This is a genomic window from Catellatospora bangladeshensis (assembly GCF_016862575.1).
Classification (GTDB): Bacteria; Actinomycetota; Actinomycetes; order Mycobacteriales; family Micromonosporaceae; genus Catellatospora; species Catellatospora bangladeshensis.
In genome coordinates this window covers 49,518-70,003 of sequence record NZ_BONF01000032.1, presented here as the reverse complement: position 1 = coordinate 70,003, position 20,486 = coordinate 49,518, and the positions used below count along the sequence as shown (strand labels likewise).

Below are 20,486 nucleotides of genomic sequence, written 5' to 3'. Positions count from 1 at the left end.
GGCTCGTCATGACTGAGCTTGCCGAGACTCCGGCACAGCCGGGAGCCGCGCGGACGCAGGGGCGTCCGCGCAGTTCCCGTGCCCACGAGGCGATCCTCGAAGCCGTGCTGGACCTGCTGGCCGACGGCGTGTCCGTCGAGGCGCTGAGCATGGAGGCCATCGCGGCACGCGCCGGGGTGGGCAAGGCCACCATCTACCGGCGCTGGGCGGGCAAGGACGAGCTGCTGCTGGAGGCGCTGGTCAAGCTCAAGGGCCCGCCGCCGCAGCCGCTGGGCGACTCGGTGCGAGCGGACCTGGTCCGGCTGCTCACCGTCGTGGGGCCGAAGGACGAGCGCGCCGTGCGGGTCATGCCGTGCCTGTTCCCGGAGGTCCACCGCAGCTCTGAGGCGTACCGGATCTGGCAGGAGGGCATGGCCGAGCCCCGGCGTGAGGTCATGCGCGAGGTGCTGCGCCGTGGCATCGCCACCGGCGAGCTGCGGCCGGACACCGACGTCGAGGTCACGACGTCCCTGCTGATCAGCCCGATGCTGCTGCACCGCATGGTCCGGTGGAATCCCGCCCTGGACGGCTACGAGGACCTCGCCGAGCGGGTCGTCGACACGGTCCTGCGCGGCGTGACCGCCTGACGGCACGGTCTCCCGGCAAGAGGTTAAGAAGGGCACCTTCTACAACGCATAGCGTTAAGAAGGTGCCCTTCCTTTTGGGCATCGCGGCGGGCACGTGCGCCCCCACGCGCCGCGAGCGGCGATGCCCCTGCCGCGCGCCTGCCCCAGGGCGCGCGGAGATCCGTGGTCAGGCCGGAGCGTGGGCGGCCAGGAAGGCGGCGACCTTGGTACGCGCGCCGTCGAGCACGCCGGAGACGCCCGGGGTGAGCAGGAAGACGCCGTGCCAGTCGGTCGCGACCAGGAGCAGCTCGCTGCCGGTGGACTTCGGGGTCAGCGCGTGCAGCTCACGGGCGCTGTCGGCGAAACTCGACTCGAACTCGCCCGCGGCGTAGAGCACCGGCATGGTCAGCTTCGGGGCGGCGTCGAGGGCGTTGGCGCTGAACACGGCCGGGGCGGACAGCGACACCACGGCGATCGGCGCCGGAGTGATGGTGGGGGCGGCGGCGAGTACGGCCGTGCCGCCCATCGACGCGCCGATCAGCACGATCGCGGTGGCGCCGTCGTCGCGCAGCGCCTGCGCGGCCATGGCGACCTGCTGCGGGTTGCTCGCCGAGCCCGGCGTGGACACCCCGAACCCGCCGAAGTCGAAGGCCAGCACGCGGTATCCCTGGGCCGCCAGCTCGCTCGCGTACGGCACCCACTGGCAGACGTTGCCGCCGTTCTGGTGGGCGAGCACCACGCCGGTGCCGCCGGTGCCGAGGATGACGCCGCCGAGATCGGCCCCGTCGGCGCCGAACCGGGCCTGCCGGGTGCCGGCGGGCAGCTCGCACTCGCCGCCCGCGCCGAGACCGGTCGGGCTGGGCGCGGGCGCCGGGTCATCGCCGCCGCAGCCGGCCAGGCCGAGTGCCAGCACGGCGGCGAGCAGCGCGATTCTTCTCATCGAGTCTCCTCAGTGGACGGACGCGGCGTGGCGGAGAACCGCCGTCGTCTGTCAGTACCGCCGAGGAGCGGCCCGGGGTGGGGCCTAGGCGTCGCCGGGTTGCGGGCCGGCGCCCAGGCGGTGCAGGCGCAGCGCCAGCTGCACCTCCAGCGCCCGGTCGGGCCGCTGCCAGTCCGCGCCGAGCAGCTGGGCCACCCGGTCCAGCCGCTGGGTGACCGTGTTGACGTGCACGTGCAGCTGCTCGGCGGCGCGGGCGAGGCTGCCGCCGCTGCCGAAGTAGCACTCCAGTGTCTTCACCAGCGCCGTGCCGCGCCGGGTGTCGTAGTCGACCACCGAGCCGATGGTGTCCCGCAGGAAGCGGGTCACGTCCGGGTCGCCGCCCTCGCGCACCGCGCCCAGCAGCAGGCCGACGAAGCCCAGCTCGGCCGTTGACGCGCCGTCGCCGGTGCGGCCCAGCGCGGCCAGCGCGGTGGCGCAGTGGTCAGCCTCCTTGAACGCAGCGGCCAGCCCGGCCGGGTCGGCGGCGGGGCCGGCCGCGCCCGCGGTGACCGGGCGTCCCAGCACCCGGCCCAGCTCGCGGGCCACGGCCCGGGCAAGCGACCCGGCCTCGACGCCGGGCAGCATCAGCACCACCCGGCCGTCGCGCGTGGCGGCCAGCCCGGCGTGCGTGCCTGCGTACGTGTGGGCCCAGGACACCGCCCGCTGCCGGGCCGGGCCGGAGGTGGCCGCCGCGTCGTCCACGACGACCAGCACGTGCGGCCGGGACAGGTCCACCTGGAGCCGCCGGGCGCGCGCCCGCAGCGACTCCGGGTCGCGCACCGGGCGGGCGATGAGGTCGTCGAGCAGCTCGCCGCGCACCCGCCCCTCGGCCTCGGCGACGGTGCGCCGGAACAGCAGCAGCAGCGCGGTGACCAGCGCGGCGCGCTCCAGGATCTGCTGGTCGGGGTGGCCGGAGCCGTTGTCGGGCGTCCAGACCAGCGAGCCCAGGTTCTCCGCGCCCGCGACCACGGCGGCGTACCAGAGTTCGCCTCGGCGTACGGCGCGGCCGTCGGTTCGGGAGGCCGCCAGCGCCTCGGCCAGTACGGCGGCCTCCGGGAGCATGACGGCGGCGCCGACCGCGGCCAGGGTGCGCCCGTCGGCGTCGAGCACGACCAGGCGCCCGCCGAGCACGTCGGTGACGGCGGCGGCGACCTCCTCGACCCCGCCGCCGCGCAGCACCAGGGCGGTCATCCGGTCGTGCGCGGCCGCGGCCCGCTCGACGGCGGCGCTGTGCGCCGAGATCTTGGTATGCGCCGCCGACAGCTCGGTCAGCGCCGCCTGGGTCTCGCCGAGCAGGCGCGCCGTGTCGATCGCGACGGCGGCGTGCGCGGCCAGGGACACCAGCAGCGACACCTCCTCGCGGGCGAACGGGCGCTCGGAGCGGTTGGCCGCGTACAGCACGCCGATGACGCGCGAGCCCAGCCGCAGCGGCACGCCGAGGATGGCGACCAGCCCCTCCTCGCCCACGCCCGCGTCGATCTCGCCGGTGTGCCGGAAACGGGTGTCGGCCGGATAGTTCGCGGTGGCGTACGGCGTGCCGGTCTGCGCGACCAGGCCGCCCAGCCCGGCGCCGAGCGGCAGCCGCAGCCGCTGGAAGGCGGCCGACACCGAGCCGTCGGTGACGCGCATGTAGACGTCGCCCGCCGCGTCGTCGCTCATGGTCAGGTAGGCGATGTCGGTGCCGAGCAGGTTGCGGGCCCGGTGCACGATCGCGTGCAGCACCGCGTCCAGGTCGCGCAGCCCGGCCAGGTCGCCCGCGGTGTCGTAGAGGCCGGACAGCTCGGCCTCGCGGCGGCGGCGGCGCTCCAGCAGCGCGCGCACCCGCAGCGCGGCGAGCTTCGCCTCCTCCAGCTCGGCGATCTCGTCCGGCCCTGCGCCGCGCGAGCGCGCCTGCACCAGCGGCCCCTCGAACTCGACCGGGGCCGCCTCGCGTTCGAGCAGTTCCAGGAACCGCAGGGTCGAGGAGGGCATGGCTCGCATTCCTACCTCCCCGATCACTGGGCTGTCCAGCCGCCGTCCATGGCGATCGAGGTGCCGGTGATGAACGAGGCCGCGTCGGTGCACAGGTACGCCGCCAGCTCGGCGACCTCGCCGGGCTCGATCAGCCGCTTGATCGCCGCCTTGGCCAGCATGATCCGCTCGATCACCTCGGACTCGGCGATGCCGTGGGTGCGCGCCTGGTCGGCGATCTGCCCCTCGACCAGCGGCGTGCGCACGTACGCGGGGTTGATGCAGTTGGCGGTGACGCCGTACGGGGCGGCCTCGACGGCGATCACCTTCGACAGGCCTTCGAGGCCGTGCTTGGCCGACACGTACGCCGACTTGAACGCCGATGCGCGCAGCCCGTGCACCGAGGAGATGTTCACGATCCGGCCCCAGCCCTGGGCGTACATGTGCGGCAGCGCGCGGCGTACCAGCCGGAACGGCGCCACCAGCATGACCTGGTGCAGGTAGGTGAAGCGGTCCGGGGCGAAGTCCTGCAGCGGCGCGACGTGCTGCAGCCCGGCGTTGTTGACCACCACGTCGATGGCGGGGTCGAGGTCGTCGAGCGCGTCGGCGTCGGCGAGGTCGGCCACCACCGCGGTGCCGCCGATCTGCTCCGCGACCCGGTGCGCCGCCGCCTCGTCCCGATCCACCACCAGCACCTTCGCGCCCGCCTGGGCCAGCCGGGCCGCGCAGGCCAGGCCGATGCCGCTGCCCGCGCCGGTCACCAGTGCGGTGCGGCCGGTGAGGTCGAGTCGTACCAGTGGCGGCGTCGCGGTCGTCATGGTGCAGGAAACTACGAGCACGGTGGGAGCGGGCACATGGGCGCGGCCCACACAGTGTGCGGGAGGGCCATGTGGCGCGCGCCCGCACGGGCGGCCCTGCCGTGGCGTCGATCGTGATGACGGGGGCGTCCCTTAGAGTGTCGTACACACGTACGGCGAGCGGACGGAGCGGCGGGTGCAGGTGCGGCAGCAGCGACGGGTGCTCGGCGTCGACCCGGGCCTGACCCGGTGCGGCGTGGGCGTGGTCGAGGGCGTGCCCGGCCGGCCGTGCGTGATGGTCGACTACACCGTGGTCACCTCCGATCCGGACGAGGACCTGGCGCTTCGGCTGCTCAACCTCGACACCCACCTGACCGAGCTGATCGCCCGGCACCAGCCGGAGAGCGTCGCCGTGGAGCGGGTGTTCAGCCAGCACAACGTGCGCACCGTGATGGGCACCGCGCAGGCCGCGGCGGTGGCGGTGCTGGCGGCCGCGCGCGCCGGGCTGCCCGTGCGCACCTACACTCCCAGCGAGGTGAAGGCGGCGGTGACCGGCTCCGGCCAGGCCGACAAGAAGCAGGTCACCACGATGGTCACCCGGTTGCTGCGGCTGGACGCGCCGCCCCGCCCGGCGGACGCGGCCGACGCGCTCGCGCTGGCGATCTGCCACATCTGGCGCGGGGGCACGCGCGACCGGCTCAGCGAGGCGATCCGTACGGCGAAGGGCAGGCAGTGATGATCGCGAGTGTGGCGGGGACCGTCGCCTCGATCGGCGCGGACGCGGCCGTGGTCGAGGTGGGCGGGGTGGGCCTGCGCCTGCTCTGCGCGCCCGGCACGCTGGCGTCGCTGCGGGTCGGGCAGCAGGCCAGGCTGTCGGCCACGCTGATCGTGCGCGAGGACTCGCTGACCCTGTTCGGCTTCGCCGACGACGACGAGAAGCAGCTGTTCGAGCTGTTGCTCACGGCCAGCGGGGTGGGCCCGAAGCTGGCCCAGGCCGCGCTGTCCGTGCACACCCCGGACGCGCTGCGCGCCGCGCTGTCCCACGGCGACGTCTCGACGCTGACCCAGGTGCCCGGCATCGGCAAGAAGGGCGCCGAGCGCATGGTGCTGGAGCTGCGCGACAAGGTCGGCCCGGTGGCCGCGGTGCCCGCCCAGGGCGGCCGCGTGCAGGCGTGGACCGAGCAGGTGCGCCAGGGCCTGGTCGGGCTCGGCTGGAGCCAGGCCCAGGCCGACCAGGCGGTGACCGCGGTGGCCGAGACGATCGACGGCCCGACCCCGCCCGTGCCCGTGCTGCTCAAGCAGGCGATCCGGCTGCTGGGTAAGGCGCGATGAGCGACTCGCTGGTCAGCGCGCTGGCCTCGCCGGAGGAGCGCGACGCCGAGGCGTCGGTGCGCCCGAAGCGGCTGGCCGAGTTCGTGGCCCAGGAGCGGGTGCGCGAGCAGCTGGAGGTGCTGCTGCACAGCGCGCTCAAGCGCGGCTCCCCGCCGGACCACATCCTGTTCTCCGGCTCGCCGGGGCTGGGCAAGACCACCCTGGCGATGATCGTCGCGGCCGAGCTGGGCGGCGCGCTGCGGATGACCTCGGGCCCGGCGATCGAGCGCTCGGGTGACCTGGCCGCGGTGCTGACCAGCCTGCAGGCGGGCGACGTGCTGTTCATCGACGAGATCCACCGCATCGCCAAGCCGGCCGAGGAGCTGCTCTACAGCGCGATGGAGGACTTCCGGGTCGACGTGATGGTCGGCAAGGGTCCGGGCGCGACGGCGATCCCGCTGGACGTGGAGCCGTTCACGCTGGTCGGCGCGACGACGCGGGCGGGCCTGCTGACCGGGCCGATGCGCGACCGGTTCGGCTTCGTCGGGCACCTGGAGTTCTACACCGCGCCGGAGCTGGCCGCGCTGCTGGCCCGCTCGGCGCGCATCCTCGGGGTGGCCGCGACCCAGGAGGGCATCGCGGAGATCGCCGGGCGCTCGCGTGGCACCCCGCGTATCGCCAACCGCCTGCTGCGCCGCGTCCGCGACTACGCCGAGCTGCGCGCGGACGGGGTGGTCAACGTGTCCACGGCACGCGCCGCGCTGAAGGTGTACGACGTCGACGACGCGGGCCTGGACCGGCTGGACAAGGCGGTGCTGGTCTCGCTGGTCGAGCTGTTCGGCGGCGGCCCGGTGGGCCTGTCCACGCTGGCGGTGGCGGTGGGGGAGCAGCCGGACACGGTCGAGGAGGTCGTCGAGCCGTTCCTGGTGCGGGCGGGCCTGCTGGCGCGTACGCCCCGGGGCCGGGTGGCGACCCCCGCCGCGTGGCGGCATCTCGGCAAAAAACCGCCAAATGGTACTTTTGGTGCAGGTACCGCGGTGGTACCCGACCTGTTCACCGTCGACGGCCAGCCGGACACATAAGCGGACCTCGCGTTCGAGATCTTAACGTGACCTACACCGCAAGTGTGCGATCGCTCGCGTACCGACTAGACTTCGCGCGGTCCGAACGGACGACAGATGCCGTGCAGGCGCGCATTTAGCGCGGTACGGCCATGTGGAAAGGTCTCAACGTGGGTGGTAATTCCGGCAGCGCGTTCCCGACGATCATCATGTTCGCGCTGCTCTTCGGCCTGATGTACTTCATGTTCATCCGGCCGCAGGCCAAGCGTCGCAAGGAGGCCGAGTCGATGCAGAAGTCGCTCGGCGCCGGCGACAAGGTCATCACCATCGGCGGCCTCTACGGCACCGTCGTCTCGACCGACGACGAGAGCGTCACCCTCGAGATCGCGCCCGGTGTGACCGCCCGCTACGCGCGGCAGGCCGTGGGCCGGGTGACCGAGCAGGTCAAGGCGCCGACCGAGCACGTGGTGGACAACCCCGTCAAGGAAGAAAAGTAAATCGCTGACCCCACGCCACGGCCGGCTGGCACCTCCGCGGCGGTCGTGGCGTAATCCCCCATCCGTTATTCATCCCAGGGAGACTCGACAGCCGTGGCACCACCTCAGGGACAGATGCGCCCCGGGAGGCAACTCGCCCTCCTCGGCGCCATCTTCGTCATCCTCGCCAGCGCGGTCTGGTTCGGCGGCTCGGGCGGCTGGCAGGAGCGCCTCGCCCCCAACCTCGGCCTTGACCTCGTCGGCGGCTCGCGGGTCACCCTTCGGGCGCAGCCCGGCGTCGACGGTCGGCCCCCGACCGCTGCCGATCTCGAGCAGGCCCGCCGCATCATCGCCGAGCGCGTGGACGCGCGGGGCGTGAGCGAGGCGCAGGTCGTCGTCGAGGGCAACCAGAACATCGTGATCTCCGTCGCCAAGAAGGGCGACGACGCGATCAAGGATGTCGGTGCCGCCTCGCAGCTCTTCTTCCGCAAGGTGCTGAAGATGGCCGACGGCACCGGCGCGGCCGCCGCGCCCGCCCCGTCCGCCAGCCCCACCCCTGCCGCCAGCGCGAGCCCGAAGCCGGCCGCCAGCGCCTCGGTCAAGCCCGCCGCGTCGGCCAAGCCGTCGGCGAGCGCTTCGCCCGCCACGGGCGGCACCGGTGGCGGTATGGCCATGGCCACGACCGCCCCGACGCCCACCCCGGCCGCGAGTAAGGCCCCGGCCGCCTCGGCCAGCCCGGCCGCCGCCGCGCCGAAGCCGACCGCTTCGGCCGTCCCCGGCGCCGTGACGCTGGCGCAGGTGCAAGCGAAGGTCGGCAAGGCCGCCTACGACGCCGCCGCCGCGCTGACCGCGCCGGCCACCGACCCGGCCGTGGTCGAGAAGTTCAAGCCGTTCGCGACCCTGTCGGCGGCCGAAGTCGCCGTGCTCCCGGCGAACGTGCAGTTCAACGTCCCGCAGATCACCTGCGACCAGCTCGACGACCGTCCCCCGGGCTCGATCAACAACCCCGACGTACAGGCCGTGGCCTGTGAGCCGGGCGCGAAGTACCTGCTCGACGTCGCCAAGGTCAAGGGCACCGACATCGACAAGGCGTCGCCGCAGATCGAGCAGAACACCAACCGGCGCGTGGTCTCGATGGACTTCTCCAGCGAGGGTCTGGACAAGTGGACCGCGCTGACCCGCGAGGCGTTCCGCAACGAGGGTGACGTCAAGTGCGGCGAGGAGACCCTCGACGAGGGCAAGTGCCGCGTCGCCGTGGTGCTCGACAACAAGATCATCTCGGCGCCGGTCATCCAGGGCGTGCTCGGTGACGACTCGGTCATCACCGGCGACTTCGACGCCGCGTCCGCCAAGAAGCTGTCTGACGACCTGAACTACGGTTCGCTGTCGATGACCTTCACGTCGCAGGAGGCGCAGACCATCACCCCGACGCTGGGTGGTGAGCACCTGAAGGGCGGTCTGCTGGCGGCCGGCATCGGCATGCTGCTGGTCATCATCTACTCGTTCTTCTACTACCGCCTGCTGGGCACGGTCATCTTCCTGTCGCTGATCCTGTCGGCGGCGCTGACCTTCCTGGCGCTGGTGTTCCTCGGCCGGGAGATCGGCTTCACCCTGACCCTGGCCGGTATCGCGGGCTTCATCGTCTCGCTCGGTGTGGCGGCGGACTCGTTCGTCATCTACTTCGAGCGCCTCAAGGACGAGATCCGCGAGGGCCGCAGCCCGCGCAGCGCGGTGCCTCGTGCCTGGGTCCGCGCCCGTAAGACGATCCTGACCGCCAACGCGATCTCGATCATGGCCGCGGTGGTGCTCTACCTCGTCTCGTCCGGTGTGGTGGCGGGCTTCGCCTTCGCGCTGGGTCTGGCGACGGTCATCGACCTGATCGTGGTGTTCCTCTTCCGTCACCCGATCATGACGATGTTCGCGCGTACCGACGCGTTCCTTTCCCCGCGCGTCAGCGGCCTGGGCCGCGTGCTGCACGAAGCCAAGGAGGCTAAGTGATGAGTGGTCTCGCAACCCGCCTCTACCGCGGTGAGGCCGGACTCGAAATCGTCGGCAAGCGCAAGCTGTGGTTCGGCGTGGCCGGCGGCGTGCTGCTGATCGCGATCCTGGCCATCACGCTGATCGGCTTCAAGCCGGGCATCGAGTTCAAGGGCGGCAACGAGTTCACCGTGCCGACCTCGGCCGGCTCGCTCGCCGACGTCGAGAAGGCGGTCACCGACGCGATCCACTCGGTCGCGCCGGAGACCGAGGTGCACCCCGCCGCCAAGATCGGTGACACGATCTACGCGGTGCGTAGCGCGGTGCTGGAGCAGGACCAGACGCTGCAGGTCAAGGACAAGGTCGCGGCGGCGCTGAAGATCGACGTCAAGACGGTCAGTGACAACCGGGTCAGCGCGGCCTGGGGCGAGCAGGTCACCGAGCAGGCCCTCATCGGCCTGGTGGTGTTCCTCGCCGTGGTCAGCATCTACCTGATCTTCCGGTTCGAGTGGCGGATGGCCGCCGCCGCGGTCGCCTCGCTGGTGTTCGACCTGGCGTTCACCGCCGCGGTGTACGCTCTGGTCGGCTTCGAGGTGACCCCGTCGACGGTCATCGGCTTCCTGACGATCCTCGGTTACGCCCTGTACGACGTCGTCGTCGTGTTCGACAAGGTGCAGGAGAACACCCGTGGCATCACGGGCAGCAGCACCACGACGTACGGCGAGGCGGCCAACCTCGCGGTGAACCAGACCCTGATGCGGTCCATCAACACCGGTCTGGTGGCGCTGCTGCCGGTCGGCGGCCTGCTCTTCATCGGTGCCGGCCTGCTGGGCGCGGGCACCCTGAAGGACCTTGGCCTGGTGCTGTTCATCGGTATGGGCACCGCGATCTACTCGTCGCTGTTCTTCGCCACCCCCGTGCTGGTGTGGCTGAAGGAGATGGACCCGAAGATCAAGAACCACACCCAGCGGGTGCTGGCGCGCCGTGCCCAGCTCGGCGGCGGCGTCAAGGCGTCCGGCGACGTGCCGGCGCAGCCGGTCGCCGTGGGCGCGGGTGCGGGCAGCGCGGCGCCGAAGGCGGGCGCCAAGCCCGCCGGTGCCAAGAGCGGCCGCCCCGCCGGGCGTCCCGCGGGCAAGCGTCGCTGACCTGCGACAACGCAACACGAGGCCCGGCGTCCCGACAGGGACGCCGGGCCTCGGCCCTTTTCAGGGCAGGTTCGTACTAGGGTGTGCCCGTGACCAACGAGCTCATGCAGGGTGACAGCGGGCCCGCCACCGCGGCGCTCGTCGCCGACATGGTCGTCGACGTGGCGGACTTCCCCAAGACGGGAGTCCTGTTCAAGGACCTCACCCCGCTGTTCGCCGACGGCAAGGCGTTCCGCGGCGTCATCGACGCGATCGTGGGCCGCTACGACGGCACCTTCGACGTCGTGGTCGGCGTGGAGGCCCGTGGGTTCGTGCTCGCCGCCGCCGTGGCGTACGCGGCAGGGGTGGGCGTGGTCCCGGTGCGCAAGGCCGGGAAGCTGCCCCGAGTGGCCCACGCGGCGTCGTACGCCCTGGAGTACGGCACGGCCACCCTGGAGATCAGTGAGGGCGCGTTCCGGCCCGGCCAGCGGGTGCTGGTCGTCGACGACGTGCTGGCCACCGGCGGCACCGCCGACGCCACGCTCGACCTCGTGCAGCGGGCCGGCGGCGAGCTGGCCGGCTTCGTGGTGCTGATCGAGCTGGGCTTCCTGGGCGGCCGCGAGCGCCTGGCCGATCGGCCCGTGCACGCGCTGCTGCGCCTGTAGCCGCGCTCGCGTCCCGTTTCACACGTTTCGCGGCGGCCCCGGCGGGGCACCACCGCGTCGTCACCGCCACCCGACCGGGTGACCGGCAGCACTCTTGACGGCCCCGGCCTCCACCGGGGCGGCCCCGCCCTCCGGCAAATCGGCCGGCAAGCCCGATCCCAGGTAGCATGGGCTATCCGAACCTCACCGAAGGAGCGGCCGTTGTCTCAGGAATCCGCCCCGAACGTGGCCGTGGCGGAGACGTCGCAGGCCGGCACCGGGTCCACCACGGCCAAGGGCACCGCCAAGGACGCCAAGCGCGATGCGGCCGTGCTGCCCTTCCCGGGCCGCGACCAGGCGGCCGCGGAGCCGGACCGGGGGGCTGAGGAACGCAACACCGCACCCGAGGTGCGGGCCGCGCCCGGCACCAACCAGCTCGGCATGTTCAGCAGCGTCCCGTCGGGGCGCCGGGTGCGCGCGCGCCTGTCGCGCTTCAACGCGCCCTGGCAGTCGGCCAGCGTCAGCGAGGAGCTGGAGCCGCTGATCGCCGCCCACCGGGCCGCACACCCCAAGGCCGACATCCGCGTGCTGCAGAAGGCGTACGAGACGGCGCGGCAGTGGCACGAGGGCCAGTTCCGCAAGTCCGGCGACCCGTACATCACGCACCCGCTCGCGGTCGCCAGCATCCTGGCCGACCTCGGCATGGACACCACCACGCTGGTCGCCGCGCTGCTGCACGACACCATCGAGGACACGCCCTACACGCTGGAGCAGGCCAAGGCCGACTTCGGCGACGAGGTCGCGCTGCTGGTGGACGGCGTGACCAAGCTGGACAAGGTGAAGCTGGGCGACTCGGCCAAGGCCGAGACGATCCGCAAGATGGTCGTGTCCACCGCCAAGGACCCGCGGGTGCTGGTGGTCAAGCTCGCCGACCGGCTGCACAACATGCGCACCCTCACCTTCCTGCCGCAGGCCAAGCGGGAGCAGAAGGCGCGCGAGACGCTGGAGATCCTGGCTCCGCTGGCGCACCGGCTCGGTATGAACACGGTCAAGTGGGAGCTGGAGGACCTCTCCTTCGCGACCCTGTTCCCCAAGCGCTACAAGGAGATCCAGCGCCTGGTCTCCGACCACACCCCGCAGCGGGACAACCTGCTGCGCCAGGTCACCGAGCGGGTGCAGTCCGACCTGCGCGGCTCGAAGATCAACGCGAAGGTCACCGGCCGGCCCAAGCACCTGTACTCGATCTACCAGAAGATGATCGTGCGGGGCCGGGACTTCAACGAGATCTACGACCTCGTCGGCGTGCGCATCCTGGTTGACACCGTGCGCGACTGCTACGCGGCGCTCGGCGTGATCCACGCGGCCTGGCAACCGGTCCCCGGCCGGTTCAAGGACTACATCGCCATGCCGAAGATGAACTTCTACCAGTCGCTGCACACCACCGTGATCGGCCCCAACGGCAAGCCGGTGGAGATGCAGATCCGCACCCACGCGATGCACGGCACCGCGGAGTACGGCATCGCGGCGCACTGGAAGTACAAGGAGGGCGCCAAGAGCAGCAGCTCGACGGTGGTCAGCCCGTCCAGCCACATCGACGGCATGACCTGGCTGCGGCAGCTGCTGGACTGGCAGCGGGAGACGTCCGACCCGGGCGAGTTCCTGGACGCGCTGCGCCACGACCTGTCCAGCCAGGAGGTCTTCGTCTTCACGCCGAAGGGCGAGGTCATCGCGCTGCCCAACGGCTCGACGCCGGTGGACTTCGCGTACGCGGTGCACACCGAGGTGGGTCACCGCTGCATCGGCGCGCGGGTCAACAGCAAGCTGGTGCCGCTGGAGTCGGTGCTGTCCAACGGCGACGTGATCGAGATCTTCACGTCCAAGTCGGAGAGCGCCGGGCCGACCCAGGACTGGCTGGGCTTCGTCAAGAGCTCGCGGGCCCGCACGAAGATCCGGCAGTACTTCAACAAGGAGCGCCGCGACGAGGCCATCGACGCGGGCAAGGACTCCCTGGCCCGCGCCATGCGCCGGCAGGGCCTGCCGCTGCAGCGCCTGCTGACCGCGGGCGGCCTGCTCGCCATCGCCCGTGAGCTGCACCTGAGCGACATCACCTCGCTCTACGCGGCGGTCGGCGAGGGCCAGGTGTCGGCCCAGTCGGTGGTGCAGCGCCTGGTCGCCGGGTACGGCGGCGAGGAAGGCGCGATCGAGGACATCGCCGAGACCACCGTCCCGACCCGGCCCAGCCGGACCCGGGCGCCCGGTCACGATCCCGGTGTCGCGGTCAAGGGCGTGTCCAACGTCTGGATCAAGCTGGCGCGCTGCTGCACGCCGGTGCCAGGCGACCAGGTGTACGGCTTCATGACCCGCTCCGGCGGGATCAGCGTGCACCGCGAGGACTGCGTGAACACGCCGGACCTCAAGGCGCAGCCGGAGCGGCTGGTCGAGGTCACCTGGAAGCCCACCGCGGGCTCGATGTTCCTGGTCGCCATCCAGGTCGAGGCGCTGGACCGGCACAAGCTGCTGGCCGACATCACCCGGGCGCTGTCCGAGGAGCGGGTCAACATCCTGTCCGCGACGGTCACCACGACCCGCGACCGGATCGCGGTCAGCCGGTTCAGCTTCGAGATGGCCGACCCGAAGCACCTGGGCCACCTGCTCAACGCCGTGCGCGGCGTGGAGGGCGTGATGGACGCCTACCGCGTCACCTCCGGCGCCTGACCCGTAAGACGCGAAAGGGCCCGTCCACGGACTCCGTGGACGGGCCCTTTCGCGTGGTCAGGGAGTGACGGTCAGGGCGCTGACGACCACCGGGGTCTTCGGCGTGCCGTCGCCGGCGGCCGCTCCCGCCTGGTCCACGGCCCCCGCCGCGCCGATCGCCTGGACGACGTCCAGACCGGCGGTCACCTTGCCCAGCACGGTGTACGCGGGGTCGATCGGGGTGTCGCCCCAGACGATGAAGAACTGGCTGCCCGTGGTCTGCGGGTCCTGCGTCTTGGCCATCGCGAGGGTGCCCGCCGGGTAGGGCGGGGCGATGTGGGTCGGCAGGTTCTCCTCCGCGAAGCGGTAGGCCGGGCCGCCCATGCCGGTGCCGCTCGGATCGCCGCACTGCAGCACGTGAATGCCCTCGGTCACCAGGCGGTGGCACCTGGTGCCGTCGAAGTAGCCCTTCCCGGCCAGGTAGGTCAGGCTGGCCACGGCGCACGGGGCCTTGTCGGCGTACAGCTCGAACGTGACGGTGCCCTGGCCGAGGCGCAGCGTCGCCCGCGGCGTGCCCGTGGCCGGGACCTCGGACGGGGGCCGGCCGACGTCCTTGACGTGCGGGTTGCCGCCGGCATCGGGCAGCCAGCGGCACTGGGCGGTGCCCGCCTGCGGCTGCGCGGCGCCCACCGACGGCCGTCCTGCGGGCGGTGCCCCGGCCGGCTCCTCGGCACCGGACCCGGCCCGGATGACCAGGAAGACGGCGGCGAGCAGGATGCAGACCACCACCGCCGCGATGGCGGCGAGCACGGCGGCGATGAGCCACCCGCTGGTGCCCTTGGCCTGCGGGGCGGGGGAGGACTGCGGGGCCGGTTCGGGGGTCCAGGACGGGGTGGTCACGGCGACTCCTGTCAGTGCGGGGTGACCCGCAGCCTAGCGCTGATGGGCATGGATACGACGAGGGCGGGGCCAGTACGGCCCCGCCCTCGTGGTGTTCGGCGTCCGGTCAGCTCGCGGCCGGGGTCAGCGTCAGCGAGGTGATGGTGACGGGCGTCTTGGGCGCGATCTTGTCGGCCGCGTTGCCGTCCTTGGCCACCTTCTCGACGATGTCCAGGCCCTTGGTGATCTTGCCGAGCACCGTGTAGGACGAGTCGAGCTGGCTCTCGCCGTACACGATGAAGAACTGGCTGCCGGTGGTGCCGGGCTGCTGCTGCTTGGCCATGGCGATCGTGCCGGCCGGGTAGGCCTGCAGCGGGTCGGTCACGTTGGGCAGGTTCTCCTCGGCCATCTTGTACGTCGGGCCGCCCGCGCCGGTGGCGGACGGGTCGCCGCACTGCAGCACCTTGATGCCCTCGGTCACCAGGCGGTGGCACTTGGTGTTGTCGAAGAACTTCTTGCCGGCCAGGAAGGTCATGCTGGCCGCGGTGCACGGCGCCTTGGCCGTGTTGACCGTCGCCTCGATCGGGCCGAGGTTGGTGTTGATCGTCATGGTCTGGGTGCCCTTGGCGATCGCCTCGGTCGGCGGGGTGCCGACGTCCTTGAGGTTCGGGTTGGCCTTCGGGTCGTCCGGGGTCCAGGTGCACACGACACCGTCGGGCGCGGGCTGGCCGGCCGCCGTGGTGGTCTCGTCGTCGCCGCCCATGGCGGTGACCAGCCAGAACGCGCCACCGGCGACGAGCAGCAGCGCGAGGGCGGCGCCGATGACGGCACTGCGCTGCTTGCGCTTGCGGGCCTCTTCCAGCCGCTCGCCCATCTGGCGCTCGAGCCGCGCGCGGGCCGCGGCCCGCTGGCGCTGAATCGTGGAACTCACGGGTCTGTCCTCCTGCTAACTGCTGATCAACTCGCGGCCGAAGCCGACGCCGAGGGCTGGGCGGCCGGGGCGGAAGCCGACGGCTTGGGGGCCGGGGCGGATGCCGACGGCTTGGGAGCGGTGGCCGAACCAGACGGCGCCGGAGCCGGGGCCGACGGGCTGGCCGGCGTGCTGTTGTCGACCACGGTGAGGGTCTTGACGACGACGTCCTGCTTCGGCTTGACGTCCGCGCCGGCCTCGTTGGCGGTGGTGCCGGCCGCGGCGATCTTCTTGACCACGTCGAGGCCGGAGGTCACCTTGCCCACGATGGAGTAGTTCGTGGCGGTGGTGGAGTCCTGGTAGAAGATCACGAACTGGCTGCCGCTGATGTTGGGCAGCATCGCCACGGTGCCCGCGGGGTAGCGCACCGCGGCCGGGTTCGCGCTGGCGGCCGGGGTGGCCCCGGCGCTCGCGCTCGCGGCGGCGGTCGCCGAGGCGGCGGCGGACGGCTCGGTCGAGGGCGCGTCGGCCGGGGCGTTCTCGTTCCACCAGGAGTAGGCGGCGCCACCGGTGCCGGTGCCCGACGGGTCGCCGCAGGCCAGCGCGAAGCTGCCGTCGGCGTGGGTCAGCTCGTGGCACTTGGTGTCGTTGTAGAAGCCGCTGTCGGCCAGGTACTTCAGGCTGGCCGCGCCGCACGGGGCGTTGGTGCGGTCGAGCTCGGCCACGACGTTGCCGGTGCCGAAGGCGACGGTCATCGCGGAGGTGCCCGACTCCGGCATGCCGGTGGCGGCGGGCTTGCCCACGTCCTTCAGGTTCGCGTTGGCCGACGTGTCCAGCGGGTTCCAGGGGCACGTCTCGGCCACCGTCTCCGCGGGCTTCTCGTCGAACGCGCCGAGCGTCCACGCGCCGACCAGGCCGACGAGGGCGAGCGCGAGCAGGCCGCCGAAGACGGCCTTGAGCTGGCGCGAACGGCGCTCCTGGTCGGCCCGGCGGGCCAACTGCCGGTCGACCTTGGCGCGGGCCAGCTTGCGCTGTCGGGTATTGCTGGAAGCCACCCGAGCTCCTCCTGTCACCGTTGACCGCAGCGAAGCATGTCCGCTGTGTCACCTTTATCACGTTAAGGGGTGTGTGTCGCATCACGCGCCGTCGCCGACCGGGGTCCGGGCATGCGCGTGGGGCGCGCCACACGTCCGAGCGAGTGTACGGGTAAACGCTGAGAAACACGTATGCCCGTCTGCGTTCTGTGATGGATGATCGCCGCAGGGGCGCGCCGTGCCGTGGACGGCGCCGGTCCGGCCGCGCACTAGGCTGGGCGCTGAGGTCTGCGGAGAGGGGTTTTGTCGTGCTTGTGGTGGGCTTTCCGGCGCAGGCGTTCGGGACCAACTGCTACGTGGTCGCGAGCGCTCCCGGCGAGCAGTGCGTGGTGATCGACCCGGGCATCGGGGTGCTGGACCAGCTCGACGCGGTCCTCGCCGAGCACCGGCTGCACCCGGCCGCGGTCATGCTCAGCCACGGGCACCTGGACCACACGTTCTCCGTCGCGCCGGTCTGCGGCGCGCGCGGCATCACCGCCTGGATCCACCCCGCCGACCGCGAGCTGCTGGCCGACCCGGCCAAGGCGCTGTCGGTCGACCTGAGCGCGATGTTCGGCGGGCGGCTGCCGTACACCGAGCCCGACGACGTCGCGGAGCTGACCGACGGCGCCGTGCTGGAGCTGGCGGGCCTGCAGATCACGGTCGACCATGCGCCGGGCCATACCGGCGGGTCGGTGATGTTCCGGATGCCGGGCGCGGAGGACGAGCCGCTGTGCTTCTCCGGCGACGTGCTCTTCCGCGACAGCATCGGGCGCACCGACCTGCCGGGCGGCAGCATGGCGCGCATGACCGAGAGCCTGCGCGACAAGGTGCTGACCCTGGCCGACGAGACGGTCGTGCTGCCCGGCCACGGGCCCACGACGACCATCGGCCGCGAGCGCGCGCGCAACCCGTTCCTGCAGGACCTGCAGGCGGTGGCCGACGCGCCGCGCCGCGGCCTGTGACCGCAGACCTTTCTTCTCTTCTCCGCCTGAGGTGACTTCTTCATGAGCAAGCCCACGCCGCTGTCCGGCTTCCCGGAGTGGCTGCCCGCGCAGCGCATCGTCGAGCAGCGCTTCCTCGACCGCATCCGCCGCACCTTCGAGCTGCACGGCTTCGCGTCGCTGGAGACGCGCGCCGTCGAGCCCCTCGACCAGCTGCTGCGCAAGGGCGAGACCTCCAAGGAGGTGTACGTGCTGCGCCGGCTGCAGGCCGACGCGAACGACTCCTCGGACGCGAGCCTCGGCCTGCACTTCGACCTGACCGTGCCGTTCGCGCGCTTCGTGCTGGAGAACGCCGGCAGGCTGCACTTCCCGTTCCGGCGATACCAGATCCAGAAGGTGTGGCGGGGCGAGCGGCCGCAGGTGGGCCGCTACCGCGAGTTCCTCCAGGCCGACATCGACATCGTGGACCGCGACACTCTCTCCTCGCACTTCGAGGCCGAGCTGCCGCTGGTGATCGGCGACGCGCTGGCCGGGCTGCCGCTGCCGAAGGCGACGATCCTGGTCAACAACCGCAAGCTGCTGCAGGGCTTCTACCAGGGCCTCGACCTGGTGGATCCCGAGGCCGTGATGCGGGTGGTGGACAAGCTCGACAAGATCGGCCCGGCCGGGGTCACCGCGGAGCTGGCGCCGCTGGGGGTCACCGAGTCGGCGGCGAAGCTGGTGCTGGCGCTGGCTGAGATCTCCTCGGCGGACGCCTCCTTCGTGGACGAGGTCCGCAAGCTCGGCGTGAGCGACCCGCTGCTGGACGAGGGCCTGGCCGAGCTGGCCGCGGTCGTCGAGGCGGCGGGGGAGCACTCGCCGGGGCTGTGCCGGGCGGAGCTGAAGATCGCCCGCGGCCTGGACTACTACACCGGCACCGTGTACGAGATGCAGCTGGCCGGGCTGGAGCGCTTCGGCTCGTTCTGCTCCGGCGGCCGCTACGACAACCTGGCCAGCTCCGGCAGCGACCGGTTCCCCGGGGTCGGCCTGTCCATCGGCGTGAGCCGGCTGCTCGGCGTGCTGTTCGGGGAGAACGCGCTCACCGCGAGCCGCTCGGTGCCGACCGCGGTGCTGGTCGCGGTGGGCAACGAGGAGGAGCGCCGGGGCAGCGACCGCATCGCCGCGCAGCTGCGGGCCCGGGGCGTCGCGACCGAGGTGTCGCCAAGCGCGGCCAAGTTCGGCAAGCAGATCAAGTACGCCGACCGGCGCGGCATCCCGTACGTCTGGTTCCCGGGCGCCGAGGGCGCGGCCGACACGGTCAAGGACATCCGTTCGGGCGAACAGGTCGAGGCGTCCGCCGGAAACTGGACTCCTCCGGAGGTTGATCTCATCCCGGTGGTGGAGGGGACTTTTAATTAGGAAACTTAAGTAATAGTGTGGGGCTCTCGACTCTGAAACGGGGGCCGTACCCGCATGACCACGACAGACCACCGCACGTCCCCGGCGCTGGCCACCACCACGGCGCCGGGACAGCGGCCCCACCTGCACGATCGTGGTCTGCTCCGGCTGGCCGACGCGGTGCTCCAGCCCGGGTTCGTCGGCACCACGCCGCCGGACTGGCTGCGCCGCCGGCTCGCCGACGGCCTCGGCGGCGTGGTGCTGTTCGCCCGTAACATCGTCGACCCCGAGCAGGTCACCGCGCTGACCGCGGCGCTGGCGGCGGACAACCCGGACGTCATCATCGCCGTCGACGAGGAGTCCGGCGACGTCACCCGGCTCGACTTCGAGCACGGCAGCCGCCGCCCCGGCAACCACGCCCTCGGCGCCGTCGACGATCCCGCGCTCACCGAGGCCGTCGCCGCCGACATCGGCGCGCAGCTCGCCGCCGCCGGCATCACCCTCGACTACGCGCCCGCCGCCGACGTCAACAACAACCCCGCCAACCCGGTCATCGGCGTACGCTCGTTCGGCGCCGACCCGGCCCTGGTGTCCCGGCACACCGCCGCCTGGGTGCGCGGCCTGCAGTCGGCCGGTGTGGCCGCCTGCGCCAAGCACTTCCCCGGCCACGGCGACACCGGCGTCGACTCCCACCACGGCCTGCCCATCATCGAGGCCGACGCGGACCGCCTGGACGGCATCGAGCTGCCGCCGTTCACCGCCGCGATCGACGCCGGGGTGCGCGCCATGATGACCGCGCACCTGCTGGTGCCCGCCCTCGACCCCGAGCGCCCCGCCACCATGAGCCGCTCGGTCCTGATCGAGCTGCTGCGCGGCCGCCTCGGCTTCAAGGGCCTCGTGGTCACCGACGGCATCGAGATGGCCTCGGTGTCCCAGCGCTACGGCCTCGGCGGCGCGGCGGCCCTGGCCATCGCGGGCGGCGCCGACGCCATCTGCGTGGGCGGCGAGACCGCCGACGAGAACGCCGTCGAGCTGCTGCGCACCAGCATCGTCGACGCCGTCGTCAGCGGCGAGCTGCCCGAGGAGCGGCTGGCCGAGGCGGCCTCCCGGGTCGCCGCATTCGCCGCCGAGAGCGCCGCGCTGCGCAGTGCCCGCGCCGCCGCCGCCGACCGCTGGCACGCGGCCGGCCGCCCCGAGGTGGGGCTGGAGGCCGCCCGCCGCGCCCTGCGGGTGACCGGCGCCGACCGGCTGCCGCTGCGCGGCCCCGCGCACGTCGTCGAGTTCAGCACCGTCACCAACCTCGCCATCGAGGCGCGTACGCCGTGGGGCGTCGGCGCGCCGCTGCAGGAGCTGCGCCCCGACACCACGGTCGTCCGGCTCGACGAGCGCGCCGTCCTCGCCGACGTCCTCGCCGGCGCCGAGGGCCGCATCCCGGTCCTGGTCTGCCGCGACCCGCACCGCCACCCGTGGCTCGCCCAGCTGCTGGAGGCCGTCGTCGCCGCCCGCCCCGAGTCGATCGTCGTCGAGATGGGCGTCCGCCACGGCGACCCCCTCGGCGCGGTCCACCTCGCCACCTACGGCGCCGCCACCGTCTGCGGCCGCGCCGCCGCCGAAGCCCTCACCGGCGCCTAACCCGCCCCGCCCTGCCCTCAAGATCGCGTCGATCTTGCGCGAACTGTTAGGGA

At 72.4% G+C, this 20,486-nt stretch carries 18 protein-coding genes; 12 read left to right on the top strand and 6 right to left on the bottom strand.

Features of this window, described 5'->3' with window-relative positions; translation table 11 throughout:
* Window positions 1-8 precede the first annotated feature (8 nt).
* On the top strand, window positions 9-626 hold the full coding sequence (locus Cba03nite_RS26250) for a TetR/AcrR family transcriptional regulator (protein WP_203751409.1): 618 nt from the start codon (window positions 9-11) through the stop codon (window positions 624-626).
* 166 nt (window positions 627-792) lie between these two features.
* Here Cba03nite_RS26250 and Cba03nite_RS26245 read toward each other — a convergent pair whose 3' ends face one another.
* From Cba03nite_RS26245 to Cba03nite_RS26235, 3 genes are all read right to left on the bottom strand, one after another.
* Window positions 793-1,545: an alpha/beta hydrolase gene (locus tag Cba03nite_RS26245; protein WP_203751408.1), complete on the bottom strand. Its 753-nt coding sequence runs from the start codon at window positions 1,543-1,545 to the stop codon at window positions 793-795.
* Window positions 1,546-1,629: 84 nt separating this feature from the next.
* A complete protein-coding gene (locus Cba03nite_RS26240) occupies window positions 1,630-3,555 on the bottom strand; it encodes a helix-turn-helix domain-containing protein (RefSeq protein ID WP_346111517.1) in 1,926 nt (641 codons plus the stop codon).
* Between the two features lie 23 nt (window positions 3,556-3,578).
* Window positions 3,579-4,352, bottom strand: a complete 774-nt coding sequence (locus tag Cba03nite_RS26235) for a 3-hydroxybutyrate dehydrogenase (protein ID WP_203751401.1) — start codon at window positions 4,350-4,352, stop codon at window positions 3,579-3,581.
* A gap of 181 nt (window positions 4,353-4,533) precedes the next feature.
* Here Cba03nite_RS26235 and ruvC point away from each other — a divergent pair, with 181 nt between their 5' ends.
* From ruvC to Cba03nite_RS26195, 8 genes are all read left to right on the top strand, one after another.
* Window positions 4,534-5,067 (top strand): crossover junction endodeoxyribonuclease RuvC, encoded by a 534-nt coding sequence (ruvC, locus tag Cba03nite_RS26230; protein WP_203751605.1) that lies wholly within the window; start codon window positions 4,534-4,536, stop codon window positions 5,065-5,067.
* The gene (gene ruvA / locus Cba03nite_RS26225) at window positions 5,067-5,663 is read left to right on the top strand and encodes a Holliday junction branch migration protein RuvA (RefSeq protein ID WP_203751398.1); all 597 of its coding nucleotides are present in this window, start codon (window positions 5,067-5,069) and stop codon (window positions 5,661-5,663) included. The genes ruvC and ruvA overlap by 1 nt, the downstream gene beginning before the upstream one ends.
* Window positions 5,660-6,724 carry a Holliday junction branch migration DNA helicase RuvB gene (gene ruvB, locus Cba03nite_RS26220; protein ID WP_203751396.1) on the top strand — a complete coding sequence of 355 codons (1,065 nt, stop codon included), beginning with the start codon at window positions 5,660-5,662 and terminating at the stop codon, window positions 6,722-6,724. The genes ruvA and ruvB overlap by 4 nt, the downstream gene beginning before the upstream one ends.
* A 131-nt stretch (window positions 6,725-6,855) precedes the next feature.
* Entirely contained in the window at window positions 6,856-7,200 is a 345-nt protein-coding gene (yajC, locus tag Cba03nite_RS26215) for a preprotein translocase subunit YajC (RefSeq protein ID WP_239126012.1), read from the top strand.
* A gap of 114 nt (window positions 7,201-7,314) precedes the next feature.
* Window positions 7,315-9,177 (top strand): protein translocase subunit SecD, encoded by a 1,863-nt coding sequence (gene secD / locus Cba03nite_RS26210; RefSeq protein ID WP_203751600.1) that lies wholly within the window; start codon window positions 7,315-7,317, stop codon window positions 9,175-9,177.
* Window positions 9,177-10,301 (top strand): protein translocase subunit SecF, encoded by a 1,125-nt coding sequence (gene secF / locus Cba03nite_RS26205; RefSeq protein ID WP_203751393.1) that lies wholly within the window; start codon window positions 9,177-9,179, stop codon window positions 10,299-10,301. Before secD ends, secF begins: the two co-directional genes overlap by 1 nt.
* Window positions 10,302-10,405: 104 nt before the next feature.
* The gene (locus Cba03nite_RS26200; RefSeq protein ID WP_203751597.1) at window positions 10,406-10,945 is read left to right on the top strand and encodes an adenine phosphoribosyltransferase; all 540 of its coding nucleotides are present in this window, start codon (window positions 10,406-10,408) and stop codon (window positions 10,943-10,945) included.
* 420 nt (window positions 10,946-11,365) lie between these two features.
* Window positions 11,366-13,639 carry a RelA/SpoT family protein gene (locus Cba03nite_RS26195; protein WP_239126018.1) on the top strand — a complete coding sequence of 758 codons (2,274 nt, stop codon included), beginning with the start codon at window positions 11,366-11,368 and terminating at the stop codon, window positions 13,637-13,639.
* 57 nt (window positions 13,640-13,696) lie between these two features.
* Here the strand turns inward: Cba03nite_RS26195 and Cba03nite_RS26190 are convergent, their stop codons facing one another.
* The 3 genes from Cba03nite_RS26190 to Cba03nite_RS26180 form a co-directional block, all read right to left on the bottom strand.
* Entirely contained in the window at window positions 13,697-14,518 is an 822-nt protein-coding gene (locus Cba03nite_RS26190; RefSeq protein ID WP_203751389.1) for a peptidylprolyl isomerase, read from the bottom strand.
* A gap of 106 nt (window positions 14,519-14,624) precedes the next feature.
* Complete coding sequence (locus Cba03nite_RS26185) at window positions 14,625-15,428, bottom strand: peptidylprolyl isomerase (protein WP_203751386.1); 804 nt, start codon at window positions 15,426-15,428, stop codon at window positions 14,625-14,627.
* Window positions 15,429-15,454: 26 nt separating this feature from the next.
* On the bottom strand, window positions 15,455-16,462 hold the full coding sequence (locus Cba03nite_RS26180) for a peptidylprolyl isomerase (protein ID WP_203751383.1): 1,008 nt from the start codon (window positions 16,460-16,462) through the stop codon (window positions 15,455-15,457).
* A 287-nt stretch (window positions 16,463-16,749) separates the two neighbouring features.
* Here Cba03nite_RS26180 and Cba03nite_RS26175 point away from each other — a divergent pair, with 287 nt between their 5' ends.
* The 3 genes from Cba03nite_RS26175 to Cba03nite_RS26165 are packed head-to-tail and all read left to right on the top strand — an operon-like array spanning window position 16,750 to window position 20,433.
* Window positions 16,750-17,445 carry an MBL fold metallo-hydrolase gene (locus Cba03nite_RS26175; RefSeq protein WP_203751381.1) on the top strand — a complete coding sequence of 232 codons (696 nt, stop codon included), beginning with the start codon at window positions 16,750-16,752 and terminating at the stop codon, window positions 17,443-17,445.
* A 42-nt stretch (window positions 17,446-17,487) separates the two neighbouring features.
* Window positions 17,488-18,822, top strand: coding sequence for a histidine--tRNA ligase (gene hisS, locus Cba03nite_RS26170; RefSeq protein ID WP_203751379.1), 1,335 nt, complete (start codon window positions 17,488-17,490; stop codon window positions 18,820-18,822).
* Window positions 18,823-18,876: 54 nt separating this feature from the next.
* Window positions 18,877-20,433 (top strand): glycoside hydrolase family 3 N-terminal domain-containing protein, encoded by a 1,557-nt coding sequence (locus Cba03nite_RS26165; protein ID WP_203751377.1) that lies wholly within the window; start codon window positions 18,877-18,879, stop codon window positions 20,431-20,433.
* Window positions 20,434-20,486: the final 53 nt, after the last annotated feature.

Bases quoted from the DNA above. Each gene is read 5' to 3' on its own strand.
- ruvB (WP_203751396.1), top strand. From the start codon at position 5,660: ATGAGCGACTCGCTGGTCAGCGCGCTGGCCTCGCCGGAGGAGCGCGAC.
- Cba03nite_RS26240 (WP_346111517.1), bottom strand. From the start codon at position 3,555: ATGCCCTCCTCGACCCTGCGGTTCCTGGAACTGCTCGAACGCGAGGCG.
- Cba03nite_RS26195 (WP_239126018.1), top strand. From the start codon at position 11,366: ATGTTCAGCAGCGTCCCGTCGGGGCGCCGGGTGCGCGCGCGCCTGTCG.
- Cba03nite_RS26235 (WP_203751401.1), bottom strand. From the start codon at position 4,352: ATGACGACCGCGACGCCGCCACTGGTACGACTCGACCTCACCGGCCGC.
- hisS (WP_203751379.1), top strand. From the start codon at position 17,488: ATGAGCAAGCCCACGCCGCTGTCCGGCTTCCCGGAGTGGCTGCCCGCG.
- ruvA (WP_203751398.1), top strand. From the start codon at position 5,067: ATGATCGCGAGTGTGGCGGGGACCGTCGCCTCGATCGGCGCGGACGCG.
- Cba03nite_RS26245 (WP_203751408.1), bottom strand. From the start codon at position 1,545: ATGAGAAGAATCGCGCTGCTCGCCGCCGTGCTGGCACTCGGCCTGGCC.
- secF (WP_203751393.1), top strand. From the start codon at position 9,177: ATGAGTGGTCTCGCAACCCGCCTCTACCGCGGTGAGGCCGGACTCGAA.
- Cba03nite_RS26165 (WP_203751377.1), top strand. From the start codon at position 18,877: ATGACCACGACAGACCACCGCACGTCCCCGGCGCTGGCCACCACCACG.
- Cba03nite_RS26250 (WP_203751409.1), top strand. From the start codon at position 9: ATGACTGAGCTTGCCGAGACTCCGGCACAGCCGGGAGCCGCGCGGACG.
- yajC (WP_239126012.1), top strand. From the start codon at position 6,856: ATGTGGAAAGGTCTCAACGTGGGTGGTAATTCCGGCAGCGCGTTCCCG.
- Cba03nite_RS26200 (WP_203751597.1), top strand. From the start codon at position 10,406: ATGCAGGGTGACAGCGGGCCCGCCACCGCGGCGCTCGTCGCCGACATG.
- secD (WP_203751600.1), top strand. From the start codon at position 7,315: ATGCGCCCCGGGAGGCAACTCGCCCTCCTCGGCGCCATCTTCGTCATC.